Here is a 13,551-nt window from a genome sequence, read left to right as displayed (position 1 = left end):
CTTGCGTTGTGCTGGCGCGCCGCCACTTCAGGGCGCTTGCAACAGTTGCCGAAACGCCTGCAGCGGCAAAGGCCGGCTGTGCAGGTAGCCCTGGTACAGGTGACACCCCAGTTTTTCCAGAAACGCCAGCTGTTCGGCCAGCTCTACACCCTCGGCGATTACCGCAAGCCCAAGGCTAAGCGCCATGGCCACGATGGCGCGGACGATTTCAGCATCGTTGGGGTCTATCGTCACGTCACGGACGAACGTCTGGTCGATCTTCAGGGCATCGACTGGAAGGCGTTTGAGGTAGGTCAGCGAGGAATACCCTGTGCCGAAGTCGTCCATGGCAAACGTTACCCCGTGGCTTTGCAACTCTCGCATCTTGGCGATGGTGTCTTCTAGGTTCTGGATGACGATACCTTCGGTGATCTCGAGCTTGAGCAGTTTCCTGGGCAGTTGACTGTCGTCGAGGCAGCGCAAGACGCGGCCAACAAAATCTTTCTGGCGAAATTGCCGCGGGCTGATGTTGACGCACAGGCTGAAATCGTCGACATCGATCAAGCCGTCGGCCAGCAGGTGGGCGCAGGCAACGCACGCCTCATCGAGTACCCAGTTGCCCACCTCCAGAATCAACCCGCTTTCCTCCAGGACCTGGATGAACTGGCCCGGCGACTGCTGGCCGAGTTGAGGGTGGTGCCAGCGTAGCAGCACCTCGGCGCCGACGATCCGTTTGTCGCGCGCGTCGACCTGTGGTTGGTAATGCAGGGCCATTTCGCCACGGGCCAGCGCCAGGCGTAGATCACTCTCCATGCGCAGGCGTTCGCTGGCCGCCTTCTGCATGGTGGCGTGAAACAGTTGAGTCGTATTGCGCCCGGAGTCCTTGGCGCGGTAAAGCGCGATGTCGGCGCGTTTGAGCAGATCGGCTGGGGTTGTGCCGTGGTCCGGGATCAAGGCCACGCCAATGCTGGGGGTCACCTGCAGGCGCTGGCCGTCGAGTGACATGGGCTGGGCCAACAGGGCGCGTACGGTGTCAGCCAGCTGGCGAACCGTATGCTCCACCTCATCACGATTGCCTTCCAGGCCGCTGAGCAGTACCACGAACTCGTCACCACCCAGCCGTGCCACGGTGTCCTCCACACGTACGCTGGCCTCAAGCCTGGCCGTGATGATCTTGAGCACGGCATCACCGACCGGGTGGCCCAGCGAGTCGTTGATGTGCTTGAAATGATCCAGGTCGAGGAAAAGCAGGGCACCACGCAAGTCGCGCCGCTTGAGCAGGGCGATCTGCTGACCCAGCCGCTCCATCAGCAGGGCACGGTTTGGAAGATTGGTCAGCGGGTCATGGTAGGCAAGGTGACGGATCTGTGCCTGGGCTTGTTTCAGTTGGCTGACGTCCCGGGCGGTCATCAGCAGGCACTCTACATCGTTGAGCATGATCTGCTCCACGGACACCTCTACCGTCAGGAGATCGCCGCGCTTGTTGCGCCCCAGCATTTCCCGATGATGTACCCGGCCATGCTCGCGCAGTTCAGCCAGCAAGGCGGTTCGCTGTTGCGCATCGGTCCAGATTCCGATGTCGAATACGGTGCGCCCGACGACGTCGCCCACCGAGTATCCAGTCAGCCGGCAGAAACCGTCGTTGATTTCCAGGTAGCGCCCGGTTAGGCATTCGGTGATGGTGATGGCGTCCGGGCTTGAGTGAAACGCCTTGGCGAATTTCTCTTCGCTGGATTTGAGCGCTGCCTCTGCCCGCTGTTGTTGAGTGATGTCGCGCAGCGTGGTGACGCTGCAGGGTTGGTTGTCCACGGTGATGAGGCGGCTGGAGATCAGGCAGGTCAAGGCTTCGCCACTGCGGTGGTGGACGACCAACGCCACGTTGGTCAAGGCCTGCTCGCGGATGACCCGCTCGATGCGGTGGGCTCGCAGGGCAGATTCGGCCCACAGGCCTATCTCCTGGGCCGTGCGGCCGATCAACTGCTCGGTCGTCCAGCCGAAGGTGTGGGTAAAGGCGGGGTTGATCTCGATGAACTGTCCCGTGTCCTGACGCGTCACGCAGATCGGGTCGGGGCTGACTTGAAACAGGCTGGCAAACTTTTCTTCCGAGGCACTGAGGCGAAGCTCGCGTTCAACCTGGTCGGTGATGTCGAGCAGGGTGCCCGCCATGCGCAGAGGGTTGCTGTGCTCGTCGCGATACAAGCGCGCACGGCTTTCGATATACCGCGAGACGCCGTTCTCCAACTGTACCCGGTACGTGAACTGATAATTGCCGGCCGGCCCTTCGCGCAGGCTGCTGTAGGCCTTGCGCATGGAGAGGCGCTCCTGTTCCGGAACGCCTTCGAAAAACGCATCGAAGGATTCGTGAAAGGCTACTGGCGGCAACCCGTGTAGTTGTGCAGCCCGGGCCGAACCGTAGAGCATGCCGCTGGGAATGTGCCAGTCCCACGTGCCCAGCTGCGCCGAGTCCAGCGCCAGGTCCAGACGCTCCTGGCTGTCCTTGAGGGCAAGGTCCGCGCGCTTGCGCTCGGTGGTGTCGACGAAGGTACTGAGCTGATAGGTGGTGCCTTCGAGCTCGATGCCCTGGGTGCAAAGGATGCCATCATGGACCTTGCCGTCGCTGCCGCGGAATTGCACCTCCATGGTCAACGGGCCGCCGCTCAGGCGGGAAGAATCGAGCATGTGCTGGCGTTGCGCGGCGTCGGCCCACAACCCCAATGCCACGCTGGTGCGGCCGATGACTTGGCTGGCGGGCCAGGCGAACGTATCTTCGAAGTGCTGATTGACTTCGAAGATCATGCCGTCATCACGACGGGTCAACAAAATGGCATTCGGGCTCAGGTGGAAGAGGGTAGCGAGGCGCTTTTCGGAATTCATTAGCGCGGTTTCCCGCTCGCGCTGGCGCGTGATCTCGCGTACTACCCCAATCATCTGCGGTCTGCCGTGCGGGTCGCAAGTCAGGCTGCCATTGATCTCCAGCCAATGCAGGCTGCCGTCTGGCCAGCGAATGCGGTGGCGCATGGCTCGCCCTACCGGTTCGCCATCGAACACCGCCTGAAACGCCTTGCGTGTTCGCGCGCGGTCCTCCTCGGCCAGCAGGTCCAGGTAGTCGATGTCTCCGGGCAGGGCGCGCAGCGGGTCGAAACCGAACAGGGCCTGGGTGCCCCGGGACCAACTGACCCGGCCGCTTTCGATATCCCAAAGCCACGCACCCAGGCGTGCACCGTTCAGGGCAGCCAACAGCTGCGGCGCACTCTGCCAAGCCTGCTCCGCCGCCTCGGGCTCTGCCGCATGGATTCGCGGCAGGCGCATCAAGCGATTTGCTGATTTGGGCATGATTACCAGACCTTTGGCATGGGACACATCCTTGAAGGGGCCGGGCTGACGGCTATTCAGGCGCTTGCCGCATGGCCATCGAGCAGGGCCATGAACGCCTTGGCAGCGTTGGACAGGGTGCGCTCGGTGTGCAGAATGTAGCCTAGCTGGCGGGACAACCCAATGCCGGGCAAGGCGATGGGCGCCACCTGTTCGTCAAGCATCGTGCGCGGCAGCACGCTCCACGCTAGGCCGATCGATACCATCATCTTGATGGTTTCCAGGTAGTTGGTGCTCATGGCGATGTTCGGTGTCAGGCCTTGGCTTTCGAACAGACGCTGGACAATGTGGTGGGTGAACGTATTGCCCCCTGGAAACACGGCGGGGTGGCACGCCACATCAGCAAGGGTAACGGCGTCGTTGTTGGCCAATGGGTGCTCCGGGGCGGCTACGAAATCCAGCGCGTCCTGCCATACCGGTACAGCGTTGATCAGGGGATGAGGTTCAGGTGCCAGGGTGATGACGGCGAGTTCGGCTCGACCATGCAGAATCTCATCGTAGGCCTGTTCCGAATCCAGGAACTGAATATCCAGCGCCACTGCCGGGTATTGGCGGGTGAAAGCCCGCAGCAGTGGGGGGAGGCGGTGCAGGCCGATGTGATGGCTTGTTGCCAGGGTCAGGCGCCCCCCCACTTCCCCTGACAGATTGGTCAGCGCCCGTCGGGTATCCTCCAGTACGTTGAGAATCTGGTAGGCCCTGGGCAACAGTGCCCGCCCGGCTTCGGTCAAGGTTATCTCGCGGCCCAGGCGGTCGAATAACCGTGTGCTCAACTGCTGCTCCAGGCCAGCAATGCGCTTGCTGACAGCGGGCTGGGTCAGGTACAGGCGTTCTGCCGCACTGGAAAAGCTGCCAGTTTCCGCAATGGCGATAAATGCGCTGAGATTGGCCAAGTCCATTTACTGAATTCCTTTTGGTTATCCAAAGGATAAAAAATATGAATTTGAGTTATTCAATCTAACCCCCTAGCATCGCCCATACAAGCCAAGTGGTCTTTGGCATAGAAAGACGCTGATGAGGAACAGTCCGATGGCTGGCAAAACGCTCTACGACAAACTCTGGGAAGCCCACGAGGTCAAGCGCCGTGACGACGGCTCGTCCTTGATCTACATCGACCGTCACATCATCCATGAAGTGACCTCCCCGCAGGCTTTCGAAGGGCTGCGCCTGGCCAAGCGCAAGCCATGGCGTATCGATGCCAACATCGCCACGCCCGACCATAACGTGCCGACCACCCCCGAGCGCAAGGGCGGGATCGAGGCCATCGTCGACCAGGTGTCGCGCCTGCAGGTGCAGACCCTCGACGAGAACTGTGACGAATACGGCATCGTCGAATTCAAGATGAACGACGAGCGCCAGGGCATCGTTCATGTCATCAGCCCCGAACAGGGCGCTACCTTGCCAGGCATGACCGTGGTCTGCGGCGACTCGCATACCTCAACCCACGGCGCCTTCGGTGCGCTGGCCCACGGCATCGGCACCTCCGAGGTCGAGCACGTGCTGGCTACCCAGTGCCTGGTGGCCAAGAAGATGAAGAACATGCTGGTGCGGGTCGAGGGGCAACTGTCGCCGGGTGTCACGGCCAAGGACATCGTCCTGGCGGTAATCGGCAAGATCGGCACTGCCGGTGGCAACGGTCACGCGATGGAGTTCGCCGGCAGTGCCATTCGCGCGTTGTCGATGGAAGGCCGCATGACCATCTGCAACATGTCCATCGAAGCCGGTGCCCGTGTCGGGTTGGTGGCCACTGACGCCACCACCATCGCTTATGTCGAAGGCCGCCCGTACTCGCCCAAGGGCGAGCAGTGGACCCGTGCTGTCCAGGCCTGGAAAGACCTGGTCTCCGATGAGGATGCGGTTTTCGATACCGTGGTCGAACTCGATGCCACGCAGATCAAGCCGCAGGTCAGCTGGGGCACCTCGCCAGAAATGGTGCTTGCCGTCGACCAGCGTGTGCCGGATCCGGCTGCCGAAGCCGACCTGGTCAAGCGTGGCTCCATTGAGCGCGCCCTGAAGTACATGGGCTTGCAGGCCAACCAGGCGATCACTGATATCCACCTGGATCGCGTGTTCATAGGCTCGTGCACCAATTCGCGCATCGAAGACCTGCGCGCGGCAGCGGAGATCGCCAAGGGCCGCAAGGTGGCGAGCAGCGTCAAGCAAGCCATCGTCGTCCCCGGCTCGGGCCTGGTGAAGGCTCAGGCCGAGCGCGAAGGCCTGGACAAGATATTCGTCGAAGCCGGCTTCGAATGGCGCGAGCCAGGTTGCTCGATGTGCCTGGCCATGAACCCCGATCGGCTGGAAAGCGGCGAGCACTGCGCATCCACCTCCAACCGTAACTTCGAAGGGCGTCAGGGCGCAGGTGGCCGCACGCACCTGGTGAGCCCGGCCATGGCCGCCGCAGCCGCCGTCACCGGCCACTTCATCGATGTCCGCGAGTTGATCCAAGGGAGCGCAGCATGAAAGCTTTCACTCAGCACATTGGCCTGGTTGCGCCGTTGGACCGTGCCAACGTCGATACCGACCAGATCATCCCCAAGCAGTTCTTGAAGTCGATCAAGCGCACAGGCTTTGGCCCCAACCTGTTCGACGAATGGCGCTACCTGGACGTAGGTCAACCCTATCAGGACAACAGCAAGCGCCCGGTAAACGAGGAATTCGTGCTCAATCACCAGCGCTACCAAGGCGCCAGCGTGTTGTTGGCGCGGGAGAACTTCGGTTGCGGGTCCAGCCGTGAGCATGCCCCTTGGGCACTGGACGAGTACGGCTTTCGGAGCATCATCGCGCCCAGCTTTGCCGACATCTTTTTCAACAACAGCTTCAAGAATGGCTTGTTGCCGATCATCCTCAGCGATGAAGACGTCGATGAGCTGTTCAAGCAGGTGGAAGCTGCGCCAGGTTACCAGCTGACCATCGACCTGCAGGCCCAGGCGGTCACACGCCCAGATGGCAAGGTGCTGCATTTCGAGATCGACGCATTCCGCAAGCATTGCCTGCTCAATGGCCTGGACGACATTGGCCTGACCCTGCAGGACAGCGATGCGATCAAGGCGTTCGAGGACAAGCACCGTGCTGCGCAACCCTGGCTGTTTCGCGACGCCTGACTAAAGCCTGCGCGCTCGCCGGCCTGCTTGCCAGCAGGTCGGTGCAAGCGGCGTCACCCACGCACCGTGGCTCAAGCCAGTGCCACTGGCGCAATGGCCGAGCCAATATCGGCGACTACTCCAACACCAGGACATTCCAATGACGCGTACGCAGCATACCGATGTGGTTCAGCGCCAATTCGGCGATCAGGCGGGTGCCTACCTCAGCAGCGCCGTGCATGCTCAAGGCAGCGAGTTCGCGCTGTTGCAGGCCCAGTTGCAGGGGCAGGTCGACGCACGCGTGCTGGACCTGGGCTGCGGGGCAGGTCACGTCAGCTTCCAGATTGCGCCGTTGGTGGCGCAGGTGGTCGCGTACGACCTTTCCCAGTCCATGCTGGACGTCGTCGCCAACGCTGCCGCCGATCGTGCGCTGACCAATATCATGACCGAGCGTGGCGCGGCAGAATCCCTGCCGTTTGCCGATGCTTCGTTCGATTATGTGTTCAGCCGCTACTCAGCCCATCACTGGAGCGACCTGGGCCTGGCGCTGCGCGAAGTGCGCCGCGTGCTCAAGCCAGGCGGTGTGGCTGCATTCATTGACGTCATGTCGCCGGGTAGCCCGCTGCTGGACACGTATCTGCAAGCAGTAGAGGTGTTGCGCGACACCAGTCACGTTCGCAATTACTCTGCTGCCCAGTGGCAGCGCCAGGTCAGCGAGGCCGGCCTGCGTGTTCGCAGTCATGCCCGGCAGTCACTGCGCCTGGAGTTCGGCAGTTGGGTCGAGCGCATGCGCACCCCTGAGCTGATGCGCCTGGCCATCCGCGAACTGCAGCAAGCCATGGGCGAAGAAGTACGGCAGTATTACCAGATCGAGGCCGATGGCTCGTTCAGCACGGATGTGCTGGTGCTGTGGGCAGAACGTTAAGCCTTTTTCGGCGCGGCCCCATTCGCCGCGCTGCGTGAATGCATAGAGGAAAGCATGAGCAAGCAGATTTTGATTCTTCCGGGTGATGGCATTGGTCCTGAAATCATGGCCGAAGCCGTCAAGGTGCTGGAGCTGGCCAATGACAAGTTCCAGCTCGACCTGAGCCTGACCCATGACGTGATCGGTGGCGCAGCCATCGACAAGCACGGGGTGCCGCTGGCCGATGAAACCCTGGAGCGTGCACGCCAGGCCGATGCCGTGCTGCTCGGCGCCGTGGGCGGTCCCAAGTGGGACAAGATCGAGCGTGACATTCGCCCTGAACGCGGCCTGCTGAAGATCCGCTCGCAGCTGGGGCTGTTTGCCAACTTGCGCCCGGCCATTCTCTACCCGCAGCTGGCCGATGCGTCCTCGCTCAAGCCGGAAATCGTCTCTGGCCTGGACATCCTCATCGTGCGCGAGCTGACCGGCGGCATCTACTTCGGTGCCCCACGTGGTCAGCGCGAACTTGAAGGTGGCGAGCGCCAGGCCTACGACACCTTGCCCTACAGCGAAAGCGAAGTGCGGCGCATCGCCCGCGTGGGTTTCGACATGGCGCGGGTGCGTGGCAAGAAGCTGTGCTCGGTGGACAAGGCCAACGTTCTGGCTTCCAGCCAGCTGTGGCGTGAAGTGGTCGAGAGCGTGGCACAGGATTACCCGGATGTGGAACTGAGCCATATGTATGTCGACAACGCGGCGATGCAGCTGGTGCGCGCGCCGAAGCAGTTCGACGTCATGGTGACCGACAACATGTTCGGCGACATTCTGTCGGATGAAGCTTCCATGCTGACCGGTTCCATCGGCATGCTGCCTTCGGCGTCGCTCGATGCCAACAACAAGGGCATGTACGAGCCTTGCCACGGCTCGGCGCCAGACATTGCCGGTGCAGGGATCGCCAACCCGTTGGCCACCATCCTGTCCGTGTCGATGATGCTGCGCTACAGCTTCGACCAGTCGGCTGCCGCCGAGGCCATCGAGCAGGCGGTCAGCCTGGTGCTTGACCAGGGCTTGCGCACTGGCGACATCTTCTCCGAAGGCTGCCGCAAAGTAGGTACGCAGGAAATGGGCGACGCAGTAGTCGCAGCGCTGCGGAATCTGTAATCTCTCTGGCCCGCCATCCCCAATCCCGATGGCGGCCCACTTTTAGCAAAGGTGTAGTTGCGATGAAACGTGTAGGTCTGATCGGTTGGCGCGGCATGGTTGGTTCCGTGCTCATGCAGCGAATGCTGGAGGAGCAGGATTTCGACCTTATCGAGCCCGTGTTCTTCACCACCTCCAATATTGGTGGCCAAGGCCCGAACGTGGGCAAGGATACCGCGCCGCTCAAGGACGCGTATTCCATCGAAGAGCTCAAGACCCTCGACGTGATCCTGACTTGCCAGGGCGGCGACTACACCAATGAAGTGTTTCCCAAGCTGCGCGAAGCAGGCTGGCAGGGCTACTGGATCGATGCGGCCTCGTCTTTGCGCATGCAGGATGATGCAGTCATCGTGCTCGACCCGGTCAACCGCAAGGTCATCGATCACCAGCTCGACGCCGGTACCCGCAACTTCATCGGCGGCAATTGCACGGTCAGCCTGATGCTGATGGGCCTTGGCGGATTGTTCGAAGCCGGTCTGGTGGACTGGATGAGTGCCATGACCTACCAGGCAGCGTCCGGTGCAGGGGCGCAGAACATGCGCGAGCTGATCAAGCAGATGGGCGCCACCCATGCGGCGGTCGCCGATGACCTGGCCAACCCGGCCAGTGCCATCCTCGACATCGACCGCAAAGTGGCCGAGGCCATGCGCAGCGAGGCCTATCCGGCTGAAAACTTCGGCGTCCCCCTGGCCGGCAGCCTGATCCCCTGGATCGACAAGGAATTGCCCAACGGCCAAAGCCGCGAAGAATGGAAGGCGCAGGCCGAAACCAACAAGATTCTGGGTCGCTTCAAGAACCCGATTCCGGTCGATGGCATCTGCGTGCGCATCGGTGCCATGCGTTGCCACAGCCAGGCGCTGACCATCAAGCTGAACAAGGATGTGCCGATCGCCGACATCGAAGGCATGATCAGCCAGCACAATCCTTGGGTGAAGCTGGTGCCCAACCAGCGTGAAATCAGCATGCAGGAACTGACCCCTACCAAGGTGACCGGCACGCTGAATATCCCGGTTGGACGTTTGCGCAAGCTGAACATGGGTTCCCAGTACCTGGGGGCGTTCACGGTGGGTGACCAACTGCTGTGGGGCGCTGCCGAGCCGCTGCGTCGCATGTTGCGGATCCTGCTGGAACGTTGATACAGCCATCTGTACCCGAACCCGCGCTACTTCCAGCGCGGGTTTTTTTTTGCGGCGCGCAGTGCAGGTGGCAGGGGAAGCCTGCGCACAGCGGGCGACTCCCTGCCACGGGTCGGCGTTGGCCTCGGTTGTGTAATGCAGGTAAAGTGCCGCTCCCGTTTCGCCAGAGGCAGCCTGCAATATGAAACCTTCATTCGATATCGCCGTCGTCGGTGCCACCGGCAGCGTCGGTGAGACGTTGGTCCAGATTCTCGAAGAGCTGGATTTCCCGGTCGCCACCCTGCACCTGCTCGCCAGCATCGAGTCGGCGGGCAGTAGCGTGATGTTCGCCGGCAGGAAGCTCAAGGTACGTGAGGTCGAGGGGTTCGATTTTGCGCAGGTCAAGCTGGCGTTCTTTGCAGCCAGTGCCGCGGTCAGTCGCAGCTTCGCCGCCCAGGCTGTGCAAGCGGGCTGCACCGTCATCGACCTGTCCGGTGCCCTGGACAACGCACTGGCTGTCGTTCCAGAAGCCAACGCCGATCAAGTGGCTGGGCTGAAGCTGCCCGCGCTGATCACCAGCCCCTGTTCAGGCGCCGTGGCCGCCGCCGCCGCCCTGGCCCCGATCAAGCATTTGCTGGACATCGAGCATGTTCAGGTGGTGGCGTCTTTGGCAGTGTCGGCTCAAGGCCGTGAGGCGGTCAACGAGCTTGCGCGGCAAACGGCCGAGTTGCTCAATGCCCGCCCGTTGGAACCGCACTTCTTCGACCGCCAGGTCGCCTTCAACGTGTTGGCCCAGGTCGGCAAGGTCGACGAACAGGGCCATACCACCGTGGAGCGGCGCATGGTGCAGGAGCTGCGCGAGCTGTTGGGCCAGCCTGAACTGAGTATTTCAACAAGCTGCATTCAAGTCCCGGTCTTTTTCGGCGATAGCTTCAATGTGGCCGTGCAGTGCCGCCACGCCGTGGATCTGGCGGCCGTCAACCAGGCGTTGGAGGTGGCGCCTGGCATCGAACGGGTAGACCTGGACGATTATCCAACGCCGGTGGGCGACGCAGTCGGGCAGGACGTGGTCTATGTTGGACGTGTACGCCATGGTGTTGATCAAGCGCAGCAGCTCAACCTTTGGCTGACCACCGACAATGTGCGCAAGGGCGCGGCGCTAAACGCTGTGCAGGTGGCGCAATTGTTGATTAAACACGGTCTGTAAAAGATACTGGCAGGCACTTTTGTCCTGCTCTGCCTGCACGTTTCGGGACGATCCATACAAGGGAAGAGTTCATGCTTCGAATCCGCAAACTGGTTCTGGCCATGGCAGCAGCCTCGGCGCTGTCCTCGGGCATGGCCAATGCTCTGGGCCTGGGAGAGCTGACCCTCAAGTCGGCGCAGAACCAGCCCCTGGAGGCCGAGATCGAACTGCTCGATGTGCGAGACCTGACCGCGGCGCAGTTGGCACCGAGCCTGGCCCCGCCTGAGGAATTCGCCAAGGCAGGCGTGAACTTCTCGAGCGCCTTGCAGGACTTGCGCTTCACGCCCGTGATCAACCCCAATGGCCGAAGCGTGCTTCGCGTGACCTCCAGCCAGCCCATGCCGGGGCCAGTGGTCAAGTTCCTGGTGCAGGTGATGTGGCCTCAAGGCCGCCTGTTGCGTGACTACAACGTCCTGCTGGATCAGGCCAAGGCCCAGGGCCCAGAAGCCGCAACAGGCAATGTCGCCGCTGCGACCACCGGCCCTGGCAGCTACACGACCCAGCGCCGCGATACTCTGTGGCAGATCGCAGCGCGTAATGCCCAGGGTGGATCGATCCAGCAAACGATGATCGCGATCCAGGCGCTGAACCCGGATGCGTTCATCGGCAATAACATCAACCAGCTCAAGGTTGGCCAGGTATTGCGCCTGCCCGATCAGCAACAGATCCAGAGCATCGCCCAAGGCGAAGCCAATCGCGAGGTCGCTGAGCAGTACGCGGCTTGGCGCGAGGGGCGTCGCCTGGGGCCGCGTGCCCGCCAGCTCGACGCCACCCGGCGTGGTGCCGCAGACGCCGCGCCCGCTGCCATCGCCCAAGGCGACAACCTGCGTCTGGTCAGCCCCGGCAACCAGCCTGGTGCTGGGCAGGCCAAGGCGCTGAACGACAAGTTGGCAGTGGCGCAGGAAAGCCTGGACACCAGTCGCCGCGACAACGAAGAACTCAAAAGCCGCATGGCCGACCTGCAGAGCCAGTTGGACAAGCTGCAGCGCCTGATCGAGCTCAAGAACGATCAGTTGGCCCGGCTGGAAGCGCAAGGCGCGGCTACCCCTGCGCCAGCAGCGACTGTCCCTGGCGAACCCGGTCAGCAGGCCCCGGCGCCGTCCCAGGCGGCTGTGCCTGTGACCGATCCGGTGCCGACGGCGAGCCAGCCGACCGTTCCCGATCAACCCGTGATCGCGCCAGCGCCCTCGGTTGCGCCAGACGCTCAACCCGCCGCACAAGCTCCGTCGGGCAGCACCCTGGACGACGTGCTCGCAAGCCGCTGGTTGCTATGGCTGATCGCCGGTTCTACCGTCTTGGTCCTGGCGCTGCTGCTCTGGCTGCTGGCGCGTAAGCGCAGGGCCCAACAGGAAGCCGAAAAGCATTTGCGCATGGCGCGCGCTTTGGAGGAGGAGCAGATCGAGGGTTTCGATCCAGAGGACGACAGCCTTGATGGCGTAGAAGTCGTGTCCCCGACCGTTACGCTGTCGCCAGCCGCAGTCGCCGCCTCAGCGGCAGCCGCAGCGGCCTCTGAAAAACCGGCTGCACAGCCTGTGCGTGAGCCTGCGGCAGACCCTTATGGGCCATTGTTGGCACAGGCGGACACGTGCATTGCCGAAGGCCGCCTGAACCGCGCCACCGAGCTGCTGGAGCCTGCAGTTGCCAGCGCGCCCAGACGCGATGACCTGCGCTTGAAGTTGATGGAGGTCTATGCCCGCCAAGGTGATCAAAGCGCATTCGCCGAGCAGGAGCGCCAGTTGCCGGCGACGGCCGGGAACACGGCAGAAGTGGCCAGCCTTCGCGAGCGTTACCCGGCGATGTTGGCCCTCGCCGCAGCCGGCGTGGGGGCTGCTGCCTTGGCAGCCAAGCTAGACGAGCAGTATGTGCAAGGGCTGCTCGATGATCAGCCAGGTTCACCGCATGCAGAGCCAGCAGAGTCGGACACACAGGCCGCCGCCGGGCCGGACGCCTTCGACGATATTCCGACGCTCGACACTGCGGCGCTGGATGATCAGGCGCTGGAGGACAACTTCGACTTGAGCCTGGACGACCCCTCTCCCGAGCCCGCGACATCGGCTGCCGACCCGGCCGATGAGGCGCTCTCTGCAGGAGGGCAGATACAAGACCCGGCCGATGCAGACTTCGAAACCTTGCTGGCGCAGGCCAGTGCTGGAGCTCAACCCGCCCAGGACCTGTCCGATTTCGACCTGGACATCGGTGAGCCCGAGGGGGCAGGTGGTCGGGATGACGCTGCGCCAAGTACGGTCGATCCGGTACCGGCTTTCGATCCGGCCACCGATTTCGACCTGCCGGCGGACTTCGACCTGTCCCTGCAGGACGACTCGCCAGGCGCGCAGCAGTTCGCCTCCGAGCTCGATGACGTCAACGCCGAGCTGGACAAGCTCTCGCAGAGCCTGGAGTCGCCCTCCCTGGAGCCGCACTTCACTGCCGAGGACGCCGCTGCGCAACCTGAGCTCGAACCGATCGACGACCTGGATTTCGACTTCTTTTCCGGAGCCGACGAAGTGGCCACCAAGCTCGATCTGGCCCGCGCCTACATCGATATGGGTGATCACCAGGGCGCCCGCGACATCCTCGATGAAGTGGTCAAGGATGGCGATGAGCGTCAGCGCGAGGAAGCAGAGGACATGCTTTCGCGTCTGGTCTAGGCCCTCGCGT

General features: G+C 62.6%; 9 protein-coding genes. 7 read left to right on the top strand and 2 right to left on the bottom strand.

Annotation, left to right across the window (positions count from 1 at the left end; all coding sequences use genetic code 11):
• Positions 1-27: 27 nt before the first annotated feature.
• Positions 28-3,312: a bifunctional diguanylate cyclase/phosphodiesterase gene (locus tag ACF8GB_RS18130; protein ID WP_078478225.1), complete on the bottom strand. Its 3,285-nt coding sequence runs from the start codon at positions 3,310-3,312 to the stop codon at positions 28-30.
• Positions 3,313-3,368: 56 nt separating this feature from the next.
• Positions 3,369-4,247: a LysR family transcriptional regulator gene (locus tag ACF8GB_RS18125; RefSeq protein ID WP_058637680.1), complete on the bottom strand. Its 879-nt coding sequence runs from the start codon at positions 4,245-4,247 to the stop codon at positions 3,369-3,371.
• A 130-nt stretch (positions 4,248-4,377) separates the two neighbouring features.
• On the opposite strand from ACF8GB_RS18125, the gene leuC reads away from it, so the two are divergent.
• From leuC to ACF8GB_RS18090, 7 genes are all read left to right on the top strand, one after another.
• The gene (gene leuC / locus ACF8GB_RS18120) at positions 4,378-5,811 is read left to right on the top strand and encodes a 3-isopropylmalate dehydratase large subunit (RefSeq protein ID WP_058637679.1); all 1,434 of its coding nucleotides are present in this window, start codon (positions 4,378-4,380) and stop codon (positions 5,809-5,811) included.
• On the top strand, positions 5,808-6,452 hold the full coding sequence (leuD, locus tag ACF8GB_RS18115) for a 3-isopropylmalate dehydratase small subunit (protein WP_058605545.1): 645 nt from the start codon (positions 5,808-5,810) through the stop codon (positions 6,450-6,452). The genes leuC and leuD overlap by 4 nt, the downstream gene beginning before the upstream one ends.
• A 139-nt stretch (positions 6,453-6,591) precedes the next feature.
• Positions 6,592-7,356 carry a class I SAM-dependent methyltransferase gene (locus ACF8GB_RS18110; protein ID WP_058637678.1) on the top strand — a complete coding sequence of 255 codons (765 nt, stop codon included), beginning with the start codon at positions 6,592-6,594 and terminating at the stop codon, positions 7,354-7,356.
• A 54-nt stretch (positions 7,357-7,410) separates the two neighbouring features.
• Positions 7,411-8,493: a 3-isopropylmalate dehydrogenase gene (gene leuB / locus ACF8GB_RS18105; protein ID WP_023535973.1), complete on the top strand. Its 1,083-nt coding sequence runs from the start codon at positions 7,411-7,413 to the stop codon at positions 8,491-8,493.
• 62 nt (positions 8,494-8,555) lie between these two features.
• Positions 8,556-9,668 (top strand): aspartate-semialdehyde dehydrogenase, encoded by a 1,113-nt coding sequence (gene asd / locus ACF8GB_RS18100; RefSeq protein ID WP_058637677.1) that lies wholly within the window; start codon positions 8,556-8,558, stop codon positions 9,666-9,668.
• A 181-nt stretch (positions 9,669-9,849) separates the two neighbouring features.
• Positions 9,850-10,854 carry an aspartate-semialdehyde dehydrogenase gene (locus ACF8GB_RS18095; RefSeq protein ID WP_078478227.1) on the top strand — a complete coding sequence of 335 codons (1,005 nt, stop codon included), beginning with the start codon at positions 9,850-9,852 and terminating at the stop codon, positions 10,852-10,854.
• A gap of 71 nt (positions 10,855-10,925) precedes the next feature.
• Positions 10,926-13,541, top strand: a complete 2,616-nt coding sequence (locus ACF8GB_RS18090) for a FimV/HubP family polar landmark protein (RefSeq protein WP_392527408.1) — start codon at positions 10,926-10,928, stop codon at positions 13,539-13,541.
• Positions 13,542-13,551 lie beyond the last annotated feature (10 nt).

Origin of the sequence: Pseudomonas sp. xss_4 (assembly GCF_043104125.1) — a bacterium.
GTDB classification, from domain to species: domain Bacteria; phylum Pseudomonadota; class Gammaproteobacteria; order Pseudomonadales; family Pseudomonadaceae; genus Aquipseudomonas; species Aquipseudomonas parafulva_B.
This window is presented reverse-complemented; position numbering and strand designations above follow the sequence as displayed.

What these genes read in the sequence shown, in the direction of transcription:
- ACF8GB_RS18130 (WP_078478225.1), bottom strand. Translation starts at nt 3,312, where the DNA reads ATGCCCAAATCAGCAAATCGCTTGATGCGCCTGCCGCGAATCCATGCG.
- ACF8GB_RS18125 (WP_058637680.1), bottom strand. Translation starts at nt 4,247, where the DNA reads ATGGACTTGGCCAATCTCAGCGCATTTATCGCCATTGCGGAAACTGGC.
- leuC (WP_058637679.1), top strand. Translation starts at nt 4,378, where the DNA reads ATGGCTGGCAAAACGCTCTACGACAAACTCTGGGAAGCCCACGAGGTC.
- leuD (WP_058605545.1), top strand. Translation starts at nt 5,808, where the DNA reads ATGAAAGCTTTCACTCAGCACATTGGCCTGGTTGCGCCGTTGGACCGT.
- ACF8GB_RS18110 (WP_058637678.1), top strand. Translation starts at nt 6,592, where the DNA reads ATGACGCGTACGCAGCATACCGATGTGGTTCAGCGCCAATTCGGCGAT.
- leuB (WP_023535973.1), top strand. Translation starts at nt 7,411, where the DNA reads ATGAGCAAGCAGATTTTGATTCTTCCGGGTGATGGCATTGGTCCTGAA.
- asd (WP_058637677.1), top strand. Translation starts at nt 8,556, where the DNA reads ATGAAACGTGTAGGTCTGATCGGTTGGCGCGGCATGGTTGGTTCCGTG.
- ACF8GB_RS18095 (WP_078478227.1), top strand. Translation starts at nt 9,850, where the DNA reads ATGAAACCTTCATTCGATATCGCCGTCGTCGGTGCCACCGGCAGCGTC.
- ACF8GB_RS18090 (WP_392527408.1), top strand. Translation starts at nt 10,926, where the DNA reads ATGCTTCGAATCCGCAAACTGGTTCTGGCCATGGCAGCAGCCTCGGCG.